The sequence below is a fragment of the Larsenimonas rhizosphaerae genome (assembly GCF_026240105.1).
Classification (GTDB): Bacteria; Pseudomonadota; Gammaproteobacteria; order Pseudomonadales; family Halomonadaceae; genus Larsenimonas; species Larsenimonas rhizosphaerae.
Genome location: NZ_JAPIVE010000001.1, coordinates 602,238 through 618,991 on the forward strand (window position 1 = coordinate 602,238; position 16,754 = coordinate 618,991).

The window sequence follows — 16,754 nt, forward strand, 5'->3', positions numbered from 1 at the left end:
TTCTGCTCAGGAAATAAAGGCTGTCTGCTGTATAAATACGCGGCACAGGGCTTCGATGCCGGCAGCATCTTCTTCAGAAAAACGGTCAGGTTCAGGGCTGTCAATGTCCAGTACTCCCCAAAGCCCGCTTTCGAGTGTGATGGGGATCACCAGCTCCGAGCGTGATGCGGCATCACATGCAATATGGCCAGGGAAGTCATGCACATCGGCAACGCGTTGCGTTGTCAGGGTGCGAGCAGCCTTCCCGCATACGCCCTGATCGAACGGTATTGGGTTGCAGGCCGGTTTGCCCTGAAAGGGACCCAGCCTCAAAATGCGGGGCTCTCGTTGAATATAAAAGCCAACCCAGTTTACGTCTTTGAGCTCCTGAAACAGGAAAGCGCTCATTTGGGCAGCATTGGTAGTAACGTCAGTGGTATCAAGCAGCGCGGCAAGTTGCTTTTCCATCATGGCATAAGACATGACTCTTTCCCTTTACAATAAAAAATGACCAGGCAGGCCTGGTCATTTTTTCGAATTTAAAGGCTTACTTCCAGCCGGCAACCGCGCCGCCCTGGAAGAGTTCCTTCGCTTTCTCGACAACAGTATCTGTCTGATAGGCTTCTACCAGATGCTTGATCTTTTCACTGTTCTCATCGCCCTTGCGAACAACGATCAGGTTGACGTAGGGCGAGTCTGCGCCTTCACGAATCAGTGCGCTGCTAAGTGGCAGGCCAGCAGGTTGTGAATAGGTGCTGTTGATGAAGGCCATGTCCACGTCATCCAGGGTGCGTGGCAGCTGAGCAGCGTCTATTTCGCGGAACTGGTAGTCATGCGGATTCTTTTCGATATCCATCGGCGTGGCGTTGAGGTTCGTGTTGTCCTTCAGCGTCAGCAGGCCTTCCTTGTCCATCAGGATCAGGGTGCGCCCTTCGTTGGATGGATCATTGGGCAGAGCTACCGTGGCACCCTCCGGGATATCATTGATATCGGAATATTTCTTGGAATAGGCTCCGATAGGATACACAAAGGTGTTACCGGCAATGGCGAAGTCATAACCACGGTCGTTGACCATGTTTTCAAGGTAGGGCTTGTGCTGATAGGCATTGGCATCAAGGCTGCCATCAGCCAGCGCCGCATTGGGCGAGTTGTAGTCCGTGAATTCAACAATCTGAACATCGAGATCGTACTTTTCCTTGGCTACCTTTTTGGCCGCTTCCATGACACTGGTTTCGGGGCCGGCCATGGTGCCGACCTTGACAACATTGTCATCGCTGGCGGTATCGCCGCCACAGCCTGCAAGGGTCATGGTGCCAAGCGTAACGGCAGCCAGTGCCATGGAACGAAGTGGAAAACGCATAGTAAGTACTCTCCCTGCGAGTAAAAAGGTGAAGGCTTGCCGCCTTCTACTTATGACTGGCCTTTTTGACCAGTTGATCACCCAGTGTCTGGATGCCCTGGACCATGATCACCAGAATGGCCACGGTGATAAGCATGATGACGGGTTCGAAGCGATTGTAGCCGTATCGAATGCCGACATCGCCCAGGCCGCCGCCACCCACTGCACCTGCCATGGCGGAATAGCTGATCAGCGTCACTGCAGTAATGGTGAAGCTGGTAATGATGCCACCCTTTGCCTCGGGAATCAGAACCTTGGTCATTATCTGCCAGGGGGATGCCCCCATTGCCTGGGCTGCCTCGATCAATCCGGAGGGGATCTCGTTGAGCGCACCCTCGATCAGGCGAGCAACAAAGGGAATGGCAGCGATTGTCAGGGGAACCATTGCCGCATTGGTACCGATGGAGGTGCCGGCGATCAGTCGCGTAAAGGGAACGATGGCAACCATGAGAATGATGAAGGGAATGGAGCGCCCGATATTAACGATGGCACTGATGATTAAAAAGGCCGGTGGGCATGCCAGGAAGCGGCCCGGACGAGTGGTATAAAGAGCCAGCCCCAGCGCCAGTCCCAGTACGCCGGAAATCAGCCCGCTGATCAGTACCATGTAAAGGGTCTGCAGTGTTGCCTGGCCAATCAATGTCATCATGCTACTCGACATATCCCAGTACCTCCGTGGTCAGTTGCATGGATTCAAGGTGGGCGAGTGCTGTTTGAATCTGGTCAGGACTGCCTCTGAATTCGGCGATCATCAGCCCCAGAGTGTGGCCCTGAATGTCTTCGATTCTTGCCTGCAGGATGCTGATGTCGAGTTCGAATTCTCGTGCCAGCTGCGAGATCAGCGGTGAAGAGACATTCTCGTCGTTGAAGACCAGCCTGACGATGGGGTGAGGTTTATCCGGCGCGCTGCTTTCCAGGCGTTCGCGCAGGGAGCGTGGCGGCTCGATACGCAGAAAGTCTTCCAGAAAGGCGCGCCCCAGCTCGGTACCCGGCCGCGTAAAGAAGGGGCCGACACGAGAGGTTTCCACCAGACGCCCATCACTGATCAGTGCCACGCTGTCGCAGATCGATTTAACGACTTCCATCTCATGTGTAATCAGCAGGATTGTCAGCCCCAGTTCCTGGTTGATCTCACGCAATAATTCAAGAATCGAAGTTGTTGTCTGAGGGTCAAGCGCTGATGTTGCTTCATCGCACAGCAGTACCTTGGGTCGACTCGCCAGCGCTCGTGCAATGGCTACACGCTGTTTCTGCCCACCGGAAAGCGCTGATGGATAGTTGTCACGCTTGTCGGTCAGGCCGGTCAGCTCAAGCAGGGGCGTAATGCGCTGCTGGATTGCCGCCTTGTTGAGTCCCATGAGTTCCAGAGGAAAGGCGATATTGCGGTAGACCGTACGGGAATCCAGCAAATTGAAATGCTGAAATATCATTCCAATATCGTGGCGTGCCTTTCTAAGGCCCTGTTCATCGAGGCAGGTCAGATCCTGACCGTCAACCCATACCTTGCCGCTGGTGGGGCGTTCAAGAAGATTGACGCAGCGGATCAGGGTGCTTTTGCCCGCTCCGGATACTCCAATGACGCCTGTAATACTTCCTTCGGGGACGTGAAGCTCCACATCCTGCAGGGCAGCAACCGCTGATTGGCCGGAGCCATAGAATTTACTGAGATGTTCAAGTCGTATCATGGTGCCTGAGGGAAACCCTGTTCTTGAATGGGTGTTTGAGCATAAAAAAAGCCACCCGTGAAGGGTGGCTCAACGCTGGACACACCCTTTTAGCAGTATTTGATAATGCGCCCCGCAATCCAGGTACAAATCGGCGCTAAAATTGGAGCGCAATCTTAGGAGGCTCGTCTCGCCCTGTCAACGCGTGGCAGAATGGCAAGTATACACGGTTGTAGTGGGCTAAAGGGCGGTCACTGGCCGGATACGTGGATAGGCCTTATTCAAAAACATGCGGGGAAGAGTGCGATGTTTACAGGAATCGTTCAAGGATGTGCCGAGGTAGTGAGCGTTGAGTTGCTGCCCGGACTTTCCCGGCTTGGCCTGCGCCTGCCGGAGCATATGCTGGAGGGTCTGGAGCTCGGGGCATCGGTGTCGGTTGATGGATGCTGCCTCAGCGTGACATCGATGAATGGGGCGATAGTCACATTTGATCTGATGCGGGCAACGCTGCACCTGACGACACTTGAAAAGTGCGAGCCTGGTCATCTTCTCAATGTCGAACGCGCGGCTCGATTCGGTGAGGATATCGGAGGGCATTTGATGTCCGGACATATTTCATGTCGTGCCACCATCACCGAGCTGGATGTGGCGCCCAATAACCTCCGTATCTGGTTTAGTGTGCCGGACGGATTTCAGAGCTTTATTCTGGACAAGGGATATATTGGTATTGATGGCATCAGCCTGACCGTGGGAGCGCTGCGTGAAGGCGCCTTTTGCGTCAATTTGATTCCGGAAACGATGGCGCGTACCACGCTGGCTGACAAGGAAATGGGGGATGAGGTCAATATTGAAATTGATCCTCAGACTCAGGCGATCGTGGAAACCGTTGAGCGAGTGCTCAAGACACGCAGTATGGTTTGATCGGCTCGATTAAAACGCCCGTTTTGGGTAGTATGCTCGGTTTTTCATCCGGTATGGATCGATATAGGGAAGGTGCTCGACGAATGAGTATTTACGGTGACTACATCAAGTCGGTGATTCGTACCGTGCCTGACTGGCCGCAGGAAGGTGTCAATTTCCGCGATATTACGCCGCTTTTGCAGAACAGTTCGGCCTTCAGGAAACTGATTGACAGTTTTGTACATCGCTATCAGGAGCTTGATCTGGATGCGATTGCTGCGATCGATGCGCGTGGCTTCATTATCGGCGCGCCACTGGCATATGAGCTGGGCTGCAGCTTTGTACCGGTACGAAAGAAAGGCAAGTTGCCGTTCAAGACCATCAGTGAAACCTACTCGCTGGAGTATGGCCATTCATCGGTTGAACTGCACTCTGATGCCTTTCAGAAAGGGGATCGAATCCTTGTGATGGACGATTTGATCGCCACCGGCGGCACCATGCTGGCAGCGGCCAAACTGATACAGCGCAGTGGTGGACAGGTGGTGGAAACCGCCACGATTGTCGATCTTCCCGAGCTGGGTGGGTCCCGCAGGATTCGTGAAGAAGGCCACAACGTCTTTGCGGTATGCAGTTTTCTGGAAAGTGAGTAAAAGTAATTGTCATGACAGATACATTGGCGCGGAGTGTCCATGAGTACTGAACGTTATCAAGCACACCTGACTATTTCATGGGATCGCCTGCATCGTGATGTACGCGCTCTTTGCCATGGATTGCTGGCCCGGCAAACCTCTTTCAAGGGGATTATTGCCATTACGCGGGGCGGGTTGATACCGGCAGCTCTGGTTGCGCGCGAACTTGATGTCCGGTTGATCGATACCATATGCATCAAAAGCTATGACCATATGGATCAGGGCGGCCTTCAGGTACTGAAAGGCATCGACCATGATGGTGACGGCTGGCTGCTGATCGATGACCTTGTGGACACCGGCAAGACCGCTCGCGCGGTACGTGACATGCTGCCCCGTGCCTTTTTTGCCACCATTTATGCCAAGCCCGAAGGCAAGCCGCTGGTGGATTATTGCCTTGAAGACGTGGGGCAGGATACCTGGATTCAGTTTCCCTGGGATATGGGGCTTTCCTATATCGAGCCGCTGGTGTCTCGCCAGCATGGTGAGCCGGAGTCCTGAGTCATGCCCAACCCGCTGCCGCCGAGCTGGAAGCGCCATCTTGGAGATGAGCTGGAAAAGCCTTACATGCAAGCGCTTCGCCATTTTCTGGCCGAAGAGAAAGAGGCTCGCAAGGTGATCTATCCGCATTCCGCTCACTGGTTTGATGCCTTTCACCTTACGCCGCTTGATCAGGTCAAGGTTGTTATCCTCGGACAGGATCCTTATCACGGCCCGGGTCAGGCACATGGATTATGCTTTTCCGTGCGGCCAGGTGTCCGGGTGCCACCGTCGCTGGTCAATATCTATAAGGAATTGCAGGCGGATGCGGTTGATTTCGAGCCGGTCAATCATGGCTTTCTGGAAGCCTGGGCCCGGCAGGGGGTGCTGATGCTCAATAGTGTGCTGACTGTAGAGCAGGGGCAGGCTGCTTCGCATCGAAATCAGGGGTGGGAAACCTTTACCGATCAGGCGATCGACACTGTCAACCAAATGTGTGATCACGTGGTGTTCATACTGTGGGGCAGCTATGCCCAGAAAAAGGCTGCCTTTGTTGATCAGGAGAAACACCTCGTGCTTCATGCACCGCACCCCTCACCGTTGTCGGCCCATCGCGGCTTTCTTGGGTGCCGGCATTTTTCAAAAGCCAATCAGTTTCTGACTGAGCATGGTATTGCGCCAGTGGACTGGCGGTTGCCGACAGTGCCCGATACGGCCACTACAGCATGAACGGCACGGACATGATCTCGTTTATGCATGATACTAACGTCAAATATATCTAAAGAGGACGCCGCATGAGCGTACATGAAATCGATCACCCACTGATCAAGCACAAGCTTGGCTTGATGCGTACAGCTCGTGTCAGTACCAAGAACTTTCGCGAGCTGGCCTCCGAAGTCGCAGAACTGCTGACCTATGAGGCTACCAAGGGGTTTGAAGTCGAGAAAACCATGGTGGATGGCTGGAGCGGCCAGCAGATCGAAGTCGAACACATCAAGGGCAAGAAGGTCACGATTGTCCCGATACTTCGTGCCGGCCTGGGCATGATGGACGGTGTCATGGCATTGCTCCCCAGTGCACGTATCAGTGTCGTGGGACTGTACCGTAACGAAGACACGCTTGAGCCAGTTCCTTATTTCGAGAAATTCGTCAGTGATCTTGATGAGCGTCTGGCAATTGTCATTGATCCAATGCTTGCCACCGGCGGGTCAATGGTTGCCACCATTGATATGCTCAAGGCCAAGGGGTGTACGCAGATCAAGGTGATTGTACTTGTAGCAGCCCCGGAAGGAATAGAGCGGGTAGAGAAGGCCCATCCTGATGTCGAAATCTACACCGCTTCGGTAGATGAGCGGTTGGATGAAGCCGGCTACATCGTACCTGGTCTTGGCGATGCGGGTGACAAGATTTTTGGAACGCGCTGATTTCGGCGTGTTGTGAATGTCAAGAAGCGCTCATGCCTGTCATGAGCGCTTTTTTTTGTCAGGTCGACTCACTGCCATGATGGCGGAGGCCTTCTGAAAAGGAGGGCGGGGTATTGGCGCTGACAATGATGCAGGTGACGTTACTGGTATTGCGAAACCGGTGTGGCAGGGTAGAGTCGAAGTAATAGCCATCTCCCTTTGACAGGTGCCGGCTTTCGCCGTCCACGGTCAGTTCTATTTCGCCTTCTACGATGACGCCGCCTTCCTCGCCTTCATGAGCAAGCATATCGTCACCGGTGTCTGCTCCTGGCGGATAGTGCTCGTGAAGGATGGTCATTTTGCGGTTGCGCCTCGAGGCTCCAATCAGTCTGAATGACAAATGACCATCACCAAGCTCGGCAAGTTCATCGGCATGGTAGAAGAAGCGGTGGTGTTCTGCGGGTTCATCGGTAAAGAAATCGTTGAGAGATACCGGAATGGCGTCCAGTATCTTGCGCAGTGAGCTGACGGAGGGGCTGACATTATTGAGCTCTATCAGCGAGACGGTGCTGTTGGTCACGCCGGCACGCTTGGCCAGTTCCCGCTGTGAGAGATTGTGATGTTGTCGCAGCTGCTTCAGACGTTTGCCAACGTCCATCACCGGAGGCTTTTCTTGCATGAGTAGAGAAATGTCCTGTAGGGGTGGCTATGTTAAAGCGTTTTTCTTTTCGAACAGGATAACGCGTTGATTTAAGGTGATGTAGCCCATGAGCGAGAGATTTGATCCGGCGGCGCATTCTATCAGTGGGCTGATCCTGGCAGGTGGGCAGGCGCGTCGACTCGGTCATGTAGACAAGGGGCTTGTCAGGATCGGGTCGCGCGAGATGGTGCGCCATGTTGCAGCCGCGCTTGTGCCCCTGGTAAACAATGTTCTTGTCAGTGCCAATCGCTCCATCGATGTCTATCACACGCTGGGGCTGGATGTTGTCGAGGACTGTGTCGGCGAGTCTGCCGGCCCATTGGCGGGTATGCATGCCGGACTCAGTGCCAGTGAGTGTGCGTGGGTACTGGTCGTTCCCTGTGACGTGCCGCTGATCACAACGCTTGTTCTCGAACAGCTTTGCCGCGCAGCAATCGAGTCGCATGTCGATATTGCCTATGCCTGTGACAGTGAGCGTAGCCACCCTGCCGTGGCCATGGTGCGTTCCTGCCTGGTGGAAGACCTTGAAAAATTCCTGAATGCGGGGGGGCGCCGCATTCTGGCCTGGTATGAACGTCATGCCGTGATTGAGGTGAATGTTTCGGCTACTCATGAATTCATGAACGTAAATACGCCAGCGGATGTCGAGCTGGTCGCCAGATACTTGAGTTGAAAAGTCAGGTATCTGCTACAATGGTTAGCATGCTTTCAATATTGCCGGGGTGTCGTCTTGCCACATGACAGTAGTCCAGCGCCGGTAGTCACCCTGGGTATTTCGGGATTCAGCAACAGCGGAAAAACCACGTTGATCGAAGCAATGGTCTCACGCATGGCGGGGCCATCCTGCATCGTCGTTGTTATCAAGCATTCGCATCATCATGTGGTTCCCTTTCAGCCTGGTTCCGACAGTGAACGCTTTCGCTCTGCAGGGGCCAGCGATGTGCTTTTGAGTGCTGCCAACGGGCTTGAGCAGCAGGGGCAATGGTGCCCCGGCGTTTTGCCAACGCTGAAGGAACTTTTGAACTATGCTGGCAAATCTGCTCCTGATCTTGTACTGCTCGAAGGGTTCAAGGACGTGGCGGGTTTGCCACGGCTGTGGCTGCACCGGGGAAATCATCTGCCTTCCGAGCAGGAAGAAGCGTACTTGGCCAGGTCGCTGGCGGTAGTCACCGATTATCCCGCATTGTTTCCTGCGTTGACACGATTACCCCTCGACAACCCTGACGAAGTGGCGCGCTGGGTTCAGCTCTGGCGGGCAGGTTTTACATCAACGAATGAGTAGGTAAATGTCCCTGACACATATCAATCACCGCGGTGAGGCTCACATGGTCGATGTGGGCGACAAGTCGGTTACTTCACGTTCCGCTACGGCAACAGGCTTTATAACCATGCAGCCGAATACGTTACAGCTGCTGGTTGATGGGGCGCTTCCCAAGGGCGATGTGTTGGCAACGGCACGAATTGCCGGCATTCAGGCCGCCAAAAGAACGTCTGACTTGATTCCATTGTGTCATCCATTGCCCTTGACGCATGTCAGTATCGACATGGATATCGATATGACCAAAGGGGGTATTCATGTGATGGCGACATGCCGTACTGATGGCAAGACGGGTGTTGAGATGGAGGCATTGACGGCAGTCAGTGCTACATGTCTTACCCTGTTCGACATGTGCAAGGCTGTAGATCGTCGTATGGTGATTGGTGACATTCGTGTAAATGAAAAGACCGGCGGCAAGAGCGGTAGCTGGAGCAGGGAGGATACTGTCGCACCAGGGAATGCGGTACCCGAGGAAAAGGAGGATGCTGCTGGCAGCAGTATGTCGACAGCGCTGCTGTGTGTTCGGTTCTTTGGTGAGGCGCGTGATCATGCTCGGGCCGGCATGCTGGATATCAATATTGAAGCCGTCGAGCCATTGACCGTTGCAGGGCTGAAAGCCTGCCTGATCGCTCGGGGGGACTTTGATCCCTCTCGCCTCCAGGCAGGGCGTCTGATGGTCGCTGTCAATCAAAAAATGACCAGTGAAGACCATCTCCTTTCCCCGGGTGATGAAGTTGCCTTTTTCCCACCTGTAACCGGGGGCTGAATGATCCGTATCCAGCAGGAACCCTTTGATGTATCTCATGAGTATGACGTACTGGTGGGCGAAACAGGCAGTATTGGCGCGGTAGTCAGTTTCGTGGGTCGTGTCAGGGACCTGGCCGATGAACAGGTCTGTGGGCTTACGCTTGAACATTATCCGGGCATGACGGAAAGCGTGCTGGCTGACCTTGTTGACGATGCCATGATCCGGTGGTCACTTGAGGGCGTCAGTGTTATTCATCGCACAGGCTACCTGGGGCGCGGGGAAGATATTGTTCTCGTCATGACCGCATCCGCGCATCGCCACGCAGCGTTCGAAAGCTGCGACTACATCATGGATCATCTGAAGACCAGGGCGCCTTTCTGGAAAAAAGAGCACACGCAGGAAGAGGTCTGCTGGGTTGCTGCAAAAGAGCTGGATGACAAGGCCGTGTCCAGATGGAGAGATAAATGAGTAGCTTGATTGACGGCTTTGATCGCAGGATCCGTTATGTTCGCATTTCGATTACTGACCGCTGTGATTTTCGCTGTGTGTACTGCATGAGCGAAGAGATGGAGTTTCTTCCTCGAAGCCAGGTGTTGTCCATTGATGAGCTGGCTTTTGTGGCGGAGGCATTTGCATCACTGGGTGTGGAAAAGATTCGTTTGACCGGGGGAGAGCCACTGGTCAGGCGCGGTGTCAGTGATCTTGTCAGCCGCATCGGCAAGTTGCCGGGTGTGCGCGATCTTGCGATGACGACCAACGGGTCAATGCTGGACCGATACGCCGAGGAACTTCGGCAGGGCGGGCTGGACCGGCTCAACATCAGTCTCGACTCGCTCAGGCCCGATCGCTTCAAGGCACTCACGCGTACGGGTGATCTGAACAAGGTATTGGCGGGGATGAGAGCGGCCAAAAAGGCCGGGTTTGAACACATCAAGCTTAATGCCGTTATCCTCAAAAATCGCAATGATGATGAAATCCTTGATCTTGTGCAGTTTGCCTGTAACGAAGGGATTGATATTTCCTTTATCGAGGAGATGCCTCTGGGAGACGTGTCAGACCATCGTCGTGATGAGACATTCATGTCCAACGATGAAGTTCGCGCCCGTATCGAGGAAAGGTATGACTTGCTTCCCCTGGCTGAAACAACGCTGGGGCCTTCGCGATACTATCGACTGGTCGGCGAGGGCAGCAAGATTGGCTTCATATCACCGCACTCGCATAATTTCTGCGCCGACTGCAATCGGGTACGGGTAACTGTCGAGGGTAGATTGTTACTATGCCTGGGTAATGAGCATTCGGTTGACCTGAAGCAGGTGATCAGGGAGTATCCAGGCAACCTTGAATACCTGAAGCAGACAATAGTCGATGCCATGTCGCTCAAGCCCGAGCGCCACCATTTCACGACAGATGGTGATGTCCAGGTTGTTCGAATGATGAACATGACCGGGGGGTAGGTAGTGATGGGGACGTGCAGCCTGCCGGTACAAAGCGGCAGCTTCAGGTACAGACCTGTTTTATTGGTGGCTTGATTTGGTGCACCTGTCTTGAATTCTTCTGCTTTTGAACAATATCTGAGTACTGCCGTCCCGATAGGCAAGGGGAATGATCGCGTGGTATATCGATTACCAGCCTGTCCTGAGCGGTGTATAAAACTGCCTCGCTACCCTTTGCGAGGCAGTGAACAAAGTCGACGTGAAAAAAAATACTTCGAACGACTTGAAGCTCGCGGCATCCCTTACTGGGAATATATCCCGCGATATCATGGTGCAATGGTAGTAGAAAATCATGGTGAAGGGCTCATCTATGACCTCATTCTCGATAAGGAGGGTGGCGTCGCCAGAACCATACGCCATTACCGATCCAATCAATTTGACGTTTTCCAGGGCGATGCCTTTTGCAGGGCTTTTGAAGCATTATGTGTTTTCCTGATGAACTACTGGATTGTTCCTTCCGACATAAATGACCGAAATATTGTATGTGTTTTTACTGATCAAGAAGGGTGCCGTCTTTACTTGATTGATGGTGTATCCAATCCTGCGCTATTTCCCATAGCAAATTATTCTTCCTGGTTTGCCAGAAGAAGGATAAGGAAAAGATTAATAAAGTTGGCCGGGAAATTTAAAAACTATGGGTTGATCAACAATAAACAATGCAATATTATTATTGAAAAATTAACCCTGTAAGCTTTGAGAGTAAAATCATGTCTCTTTTGAATCAATATATGGAAAAAGAGCAGCTTTTGAAAAAGCTGCAGGATGAGCTCAGTTCGCTTGAGCAGGATCAGCGGCTCAAGAAGGAGCTTGAGTTCAAGTCCCGGCTTGAATCCCTGATGGATGAATATGACAAGCGCTCCGAGCATGTTATCGAGCTGCTCAGCCCGGGTGGCGCAGGCGCCAGTGCCAAGTCTGCACCGGCCAGCACTACCCAGCGTAAAAAAAGAAAACTGAAAGTATATAAAAATCCTCATACGGGTGAAGTTGTTGAAACTCGTGGGGGGAATCAAAAAACCCTGAAAGTATGGAAAGAAGAGTTTGGCCCCGAAACGGTAGAGTCCTGGCTTCAGGATTGAATGTTCAAAAAGGCGCCGCAGGCGCCTTTTTTTGATGTGATCGAAACGGCATATGCCTTGCCACCCCTTTCTGATATCGTACCCTCAAATTTAATCCCCATGCGCCGTTATGATCTCCATGTGAATATCCGCAGTTTCGGGGTGTGTGTTGAATGGCTTTTCAAAGGATAGTGAGCTGACCCAATGAAAAAAATATACGGTTGTGCGGTACTGAGTTCAGCGCTTCTGCTGGGTGGCTGTGTGATGGCTCCTGGTGGCGATATTGATTACAGCGCCGATCAGGGGCCGTCCATGGACGAGCATGTCGAAGTAAAAGGGATTACCTTTGACCTGATCCGGCAGCAGGAAGCCGAGCGCAAGAAAGTCGAGTCTCAGCAAACCGACAACAAGACCGTCTCACTGGACTTTGCCAATAAGCTGAGTTCATACGAGTATGAGATTGGTCGCGGTGATATTCTTAATATTATCGTATATGATCACCCGGAACTGACTATCCCGGCAGGTGCAGAGCGTAGCTCGAGCGACTCCGGTTATGTGGTACAGCGTGATGGCACCATTTTCTATCCCTATGTTGGTCGCATTCGTGTAGAGGGCAAGAGCGTTACTCAGGTGCGCAGCATTATCTCATCTGCACTGCAGGACTACGTGGCCGACCCGCAGGTGAATGTCAATATTGCCAGTTATCGTGCCAAGAAGGCGTATGTTACCGGCCGAGTACAAAATCCGGGGCCGCAGCCAATTACCAACATACCGCTGACGCTGGTTGATGCGGTAACCCAAGCCGGTGGTGTTACCAACGAAGCCGACTGGCACCATATTGTCCTGACGCGTCATGGCAAGCGCCAGGTTATTTCCCTTTACGATCTGCTCGAAGACGGTTATCAGGGCATCAACGGACTTATTCAGGACGGGGATATTATTCACGTACCTGATGTAGGCAGCCAGAAAGTATATGTAATGGGTGAGGTCAATCGTCCCCAAGCATTGCCGATGGGTGGCTATAACCTCAGCTTGACTGACGCCATCGCCCAGTCTGGCGGTATCGATGAGCTTCAGGCGCAGCCTTCCGGAATCTTTGTCATTCGTCGTAATGCTGATTCCGATACATCCGGCAAGGAAGCAACGGTTTATCAGCTGGATATTTCCAACTCGGCTGCCTTTGTTCTGGGTACGGAATTCGAACTTCAGCCGAAGGATATTGTCTACGTGACGGCAGCGCCTCTGGCGCGCTGGAACAAGGTTATCAGCCTGCTGCTGCCCAGCACCAATATCACGCGTCAGGGAACCAGTATCAACAACGACTTCTAACGTGACGATAATAAGGCGCCCGCTGCATTTCGCAGCGAGCGCTTTTTTTAATTTTCCCAGGTGTGCATAAATGGCTTCATACGAAAAAAGCGAGAACGCCGCGGGCGGTGAAGATCTGGATATCGGCCGGATATTAGGCCTTTTATTCGATCGGAAATGGCTGATTGTTGCGGTTACTTTGCTCTTTGCAGTAATCGGTATTGTATATGCGTTTGTTTCGACTCCCATTTATCAGGCTAACTCGCTGATAGAAATCGAGTCTCGTCCCAATGCCAGCAATGCTGCTGGTGACATGGGAAATATCTTTGGTAACACTGGCCCTAAATCAGTGGCAGAGATGCAAATCCTTCAGTCGCGGAAGGTACTTGGTACTGCAGCGGATCGCGTTAATCTGCAAACGGTTGTTCGTCCGAAGAAAATGCCGCTCATCGGTGAGTTGCTTATCCGCAAGGGTGTCAAGCGCCCCGGATTTGCTGATGGCTGGTCATATGTGTTCGGTGGTGAGGGCATCAACGTAACTCGACTGGTGCTTCCTTCTCGTTTGGTAGGTCGCCCACTTACCTTGCGTGTAACAGGAAAGACAAAGTACGAGCTGTTGTCCAATGGGCAGCGTGTACTGAGCGGTGAGGTCGGTAAGCTTGCACAGTCGTCTGATGGCACGGTCGAGTTGCGAGTGATGAATATCGATGCTCCGGCCGGTGCTGAATTCATAATGTACAAGCGTTCTGAATTGTCTGCGGTTGGAAGCCTTAAAAGCAGATTTAGTGTAGAGGAAACCGGTCGCTCCGGAACAGGTATTCTGCAGCTGACGCTTCTGGGACCGGATCCGGCCCTGACGGAAGCCAGTCTTCAGGCGATCAATGAAGTTTACCTCGAGCAGAATATCAACCGTCAGTCTGCAGAAGCGCAAAACAGTATCGACTTTCTTAAAAAGCAGATACCGGAAGTGCGTGCAAACCTGGCTGATGCAGAAAACAAGCTGAACGATTATCGTGTCCGTCAGGATTCCGTTGATCTTACTCAGGAAACTCAGTCGACCTTGAATCAGCTGGTTAACGTTGAATCACAGCTTAATCAGCTCAAATTCGATGAGGCAGATCTATCGCAGCGTTTCACCAAGAATCATCCGTCCTATCAGTCACTGCTCGAGAAGAAGAAGCAGCTTGAAAATGAAAAGGCGAATCTGCAGAAACGCATTGGTAATCTGCCTGAAACACAGCAGGAAATTCTGCGCCTTCAACGTAATGTATCAGTGACGCAGGATATTTATGTTCAGCTGCTTAACAAGTTGCAGGAACTCAATATCGCCAAGGCCGGCGCTGTAGGTAGTGTACGTGTGATTGACGATGCGGTTGTAAGGCCCGGTCCGGTAGCTCCGCGCTCAACCCTTATTGTCTTTATCTTTACCGTACTGGGCTTTGTGCTGAGTGTGCTGTACGTATTCATCAAGTCCGCCCTCAGCAAGGGGATCGAAGATCCAGATGATATTGAAAAGGCTGGTCTGCCGGTTTATGCCACTATTCCTCTGGCAGAAAAACAGCAGCAACTGACCAAAAAGGTCAAGAAGTCCAAGGTTTCCAAGGGAATCACGGTCGATACCGGTCTGCTCGCATTCCACGATTCCACGGACATGTCCATTGAAGCCATTCGCTCTCTGCGCACCAGCTTGCAGTTTGCAATGATGGAAGCACCCAACTCCATTTTGATGATCACTGGTGCAAGCCCTGATATCGGCAAGAGCTTCCTGACCTCGAACCTGGCGGCTGTCTGTGCTCAAGCCGGTCAAAAGGTGTTACTGGTGGATGCAGATATGCGAAAGGGCCATGTCCATCACGCTTTCCGCACCAAGTCTGAAAATGGCCTGAGTGATGTGCTTAGCGGTGCAGCCATGCCTGCAAGCGTTATCAAGGAAACATCGCATGAAAATCTTCACTTTGTTTCCAAGGGCAAAACGCCGCCTAATCCGTCAGAGCTTCTGGCCAATGAACGATTTGCTGAGTTTTCAGCCTGGGCAAACAAGAACTATGATCTCGTGATCATTGATACTCCGCCGGTTCTGGCTGTCACTGATGCAGCTGTCATTGGCAAGCATTCAGGTACCACCATGATGGTTGTCAAGTATGAGGGCAACTCTCTCAAGGAAGTGAATACCTCTCGTCGTCGCCTTGAGCAGAATGGCATCGATGTGAAAGGGTGCATTTTCAACGCTGTTGAAAAGAATATGCGCAATCAGTACAGCTATTATAATTACTCTTATAAGTAAGCATCAGGGCCGGCTCATTGGGCCGGCCTTTTTAAATTGTAAAGGGATATGACATGCAATCGTTCAAGGACAACCCTGGCAGGAATCGGCGCCACTCCCTCTGGTACGAAAGAATTTTATTCAGCCGCAGCGTGAATCTTCTTCTTGGCGTCGTGTTATGCGTCATTCTGCCGTTCTGGTTTTTCAGGGATTCATTTGCCACTAGTCCGCAATCTGCTACGTTCATAACGTTGTTTTTGTGTGCTGCTGCATTATTGGCCACTGTAAGTGTTGTTCGACAAATAGCTTCATATCCCGGTGCGCGCTCGTACTTTTATATTCTTCCCGTGGCTCTGGTGTCATTTGGTCTGGCGTATCTGGTTGCTTATGTCGTCAATCTGCCAGTGCTGGAGTCTGTTGTTATCGTTTCTCTGGTCTGCTCGATCATCTACTGCTTCGCGGGTAGTTATGTTGGAATAAAATATCAGTCCAGAAAGCTGGCTGTTGTTCCCTTTGGACGCATTAGTGAGTTTTGTGTCAGTAGTGATATTGACTGGCGCTTCCTTGAAACTCCTGATCTGCATTCCATGCGAGTGGATGGGGTCGTGGCGGATCTCCGTGCTGAAATCCCGGACGAGTGGCAAAAATTTCTGGCTGAATGCGCCATACACAGAATTCCCGTGTACAACGCCCGCCAGATCCATGAGTCCGTGACCGGCCGTGTACATCTTGATCATATGTACGAAAACAAATTCGGCAGCCTGCTGCCGCGCGAAGATTACGAGTTGCTTAAACGTGTCTTTGACGTTATTGCCGTGCTGCTGGTGTTACCTGCCGTAATCCCGGTCATGCTGGTTACTGCGTGGCTTATTCGTCGCGATGATCCGGGCCCTGTCTTTTTCAACCAGATCCGTATGGGGTTCAAATGTAAACCCTTCAAGGTTTACAAGTTTCGCAGTATGTACGTCAATCCAGGTACTACCTTTACTGCTGAAGGTGAAGATCCACGTATTACACGTATCGGCAAGGTTATTCGAAAATACCGTATCGATGAGCTTCCGCAGCTTTTTAACGTATTGCAGGGCAATATGAGCCTGATTGGGCCGAGACCCGAGTCACTCAGCCTGGCGGAATGGTACGAAAAGGATGTTCCTTTCTTTCATTATCGTCACGTAGTGCGCCCCGGCATTTCCGGATGGGCACAGGTTGAGCAGGGGTATGCCGCCGAAGTTGAAGGTATGACCAAGAAACTTGAATACGACTTTTATTACATCAAGCATTTTTCATTCTGGCTGGATATTTTGATTGTTGCGCGCACAATTAAAACCATGTTGACCGGCTTCGGTGCACGATAAAAA

20 protein-coding genes are annotated in these 16,754 nt (G+C 52.1%); 15 read left to right on the forward strand and 5 right to left on the reverse strand.

From position 1 onward, the window contains the following. Positions 1 to 6: 6 nt before the first annotated feature. The 4 genes from OQ287_RS02750 to OQ287_RS02765 all read right to left on the reverse strand — a co-directional run bounded on the left by OQ287_RS02750 (position 7) and on the right by OQ287_RS02765 (position 3,063). A complete protein-coding gene (locus tag OQ287_RS02750) occupies positions 7 to 462 on the reverse strand; it encodes a GAF domain-containing protein (protein ID WP_265895504.1) in 456 nt (151 codons plus the stop codon). A gap of 64 nt (positions 463 to 526) precedes the next feature. After that, entirely contained in the window at positions 527 to 1,288 is a 762-nt protein-coding gene (locus OQ287_RS02755) for a MetQ/NlpA family ABC transporter substrate-binding protein (RefSeq protein ID WP_284732724.1), read from the reverse strand. Positions 1,289 to 1,385: 97 nt separating this feature from the next. Further along, positions 1,386 to 2,039, reverse strand: a complete 654-nt coding sequence (locus tag OQ287_RS02760; protein ID WP_250936483.1) for a methionine ABC transporter permease — start codon at positions 2,037 to 2,039, stop codon at positions 1,386 to 1,388. Next, complete coding sequence (locus tag OQ287_RS02765; RefSeq protein WP_265895505.1) at positions 2,029 to 3,063, reverse strand: methionine ABC transporter ATP-binding protein; 1,035 nt, start codon at positions 3,061 to 3,063, stop codon at positions 2,029 to 2,031. Before OQ287_RS02765 ends, OQ287_RS02760 begins: the two co-directional genes overlap by 11 nt. A 285-nt stretch (positions 3,064 to 3,348) precedes the next feature. Here OQ287_RS02765 and OQ287_RS02770 point away from each other — a divergent pair, with 285 nt between their 5' ends. From OQ287_RS02770 to upp, 5 genes are all read left to right on the forward strand, one after another. Next, on the forward strand, positions 3,349 to 3,963 hold the full coding sequence (locus OQ287_RS02770; RefSeq protein WP_265895506.1) for a riboflavin synthase subunit alpha: 615 nt from the start codon (positions 3,349 to 3,351) through the stop codon (positions 3,961 to 3,963). An 83-nt stretch (positions 3,964 to 4,046) separates the two neighbouring features. Further along, on the forward strand, positions 4,047 to 4,592 hold the full coding sequence (locus OQ287_RS02775) for an adenine phosphoribosyltransferase (protein WP_250936486.1): 546 nt from the start codon (positions 4,047 to 4,049) through the stop codon (positions 4,590 to 4,592). A gap of 39 nt (positions 4,593 to 4,631) precedes the next feature. Then, a complete protein-coding gene (gpt, locus tag OQ287_RS02780; protein ID WP_250936487.1) occupies positions 4,632 to 5,129 on the forward strand; it encodes a xanthine phosphoribosyltransferase in 498 nt (165 codons plus the stop codon). Positions 5,130 to 5,132: 3 nt separating this feature from the next. After that, positions 5,133 to 5,837, forward strand: coding sequence for a uracil-DNA glycosylase (gene ung / locus OQ287_RS02785; RefSeq protein WP_265895507.1), 705 nt, complete (start codon positions 5,133 to 5,135; stop codon positions 5,835 to 5,837). Positions 5,838 to 5,902: 65 nt separating this feature from the next. Then, the gene (gene upp / locus OQ287_RS02790) at positions 5,903 to 6,532 is read left to right on the forward strand and encodes a uracil phosphoribosyltransferase (protein WP_250936489.1); all 630 of its coding nucleotides are present in this window, start codon (positions 5,903 to 5,905) and stop codon (positions 6,530 to 6,532) included. A 58-nt stretch (positions 6,533 to 6,590) separates the two neighbouring features. Here upp and OQ287_RS02795 read toward each other — a convergent pair whose 3' ends face one another. Beyond that, positions 6,591 to 7,190 (reverse strand): cupin domain-containing protein, encoded by a 600-nt coding sequence (locus OQ287_RS02795; RefSeq protein WP_265895508.1) that lies wholly within the window; start codon positions 7,188 to 7,190, stop codon positions 6,591 to 6,593. A gap of 88 nt (positions 7,191 to 7,278) precedes the next feature. Here OQ287_RS02795 and mobA point away from each other — a divergent pair, with 88 nt between their 5' ends. From mobA to OQ287_RS02845, 10 genes are all read left to right on the forward strand, one after another. Further along, positions 7,279 to 7,884 carry a molybdenum cofactor guanylyltransferase MobA gene (gene mobA / locus OQ287_RS02800; protein WP_265895510.1) on the forward strand — a complete coding sequence of 202 codons (606 nt, stop codon included), beginning with the start codon at positions 7,279 to 7,281 and terminating at the stop codon, positions 7,882 to 7,884. Positions 7,885 to 7,941: 57 nt separating this feature from the next. Next, positions 7,942 to 8,493 (forward strand): molybdopterin-guanine dinucleotide biosynthesis protein B, encoded by a 552-nt coding sequence (gene mobB, locus OQ287_RS02805; protein WP_265895511.1) that lies wholly within the window; start codon positions 7,942 to 7,944, stop codon positions 8,491 to 8,493. A gap of 4 nt (positions 8,494 to 8,497) precedes the next feature. Continuing rightward, a complete protein-coding gene (gene moaC, locus OQ287_RS02810; RefSeq protein WP_250936493.1) occupies positions 8,498 to 9,295 on the forward strand; it encodes a cyclic pyranopterin monophosphate synthase MoaC in 798 nt (265 codons plus the stop codon). Continuing rightward, complete coding sequence (locus OQ287_RS02815; protein ID WP_265895512.1) at positions 9,296 to 9,745, forward strand: molybdenum cofactor biosynthesis protein MoaE; 450 nt, start codon at positions 9,296 to 9,298, stop codon at positions 9,743 to 9,745. Further along, positions 9,742 to 10,731: a GTP 3',8-cyclase MoaA gene (gene moaA / locus OQ287_RS02820; RefSeq protein WP_250936495.1), complete on the forward strand. Its 990-nt coding sequence runs from the start codon at positions 9,742 to 9,744 to the stop codon at positions 10,729 to 10,731. The genes OQ287_RS02815 and moaA overlap by 4 nt, the downstream gene beginning before the upstream one ends. 90 nt (positions 10,732 to 10,821) lie before the next feature. Beyond that, positions 10,822 to 11,460, forward strand: coding sequence for a YrbL family protein (locus OQ287_RS02825; RefSeq protein ID WP_265895513.1), 639 nt, complete (start codon positions 10,822 to 10,824; stop codon positions 11,458 to 11,460). 17 nt (positions 11,461 to 11,477) lie between these two features. Next, complete coding sequence (locus OQ287_RS02830) at positions 11,478 to 11,846, forward strand: histone-like nucleoid-structuring protein, MvaT/MvaU family (protein WP_250936497.1); 369 nt, start codon at positions 11,478 to 11,480, stop codon at positions 11,844 to 11,846. A gap of 183 nt (positions 11,847 to 12,029) precedes the next feature. Next, positions 12,030 to 13,154, forward strand: a complete 1,125-nt coding sequence (locus OQ287_RS02835; protein ID WP_250936498.1) for a polysaccharide export protein — start codon at positions 12,030 to 12,032, stop codon at positions 13,152 to 13,154. A 70-nt stretch (positions 13,155 to 13,224) separates the two neighbouring features. Beyond that, positions 13,225 to 15,417: a polysaccharide biosynthesis tyrosine autokinase gene (locus OQ287_RS02840; RefSeq protein WP_250936499.1), complete on the forward strand. Its 2,193-nt coding sequence runs from the start codon at positions 13,225 to 13,227 to the stop codon at positions 15,415 to 15,417. A 53-nt stretch (positions 15,418 to 15,470) separates the two neighbouring features. Next, complete coding sequence (locus OQ287_RS02845; protein WP_250936500.1) at positions 15,471 to 16,751, forward strand: exopolysaccharide biosynthesis polyprenyl glycosylphosphotransferase; 1,281 nt, start codon at positions 15,471 to 15,473, stop codon at positions 16,749 to 16,751. Positions 16,752 to 16,754: the final 3 nt, after the last annotated feature.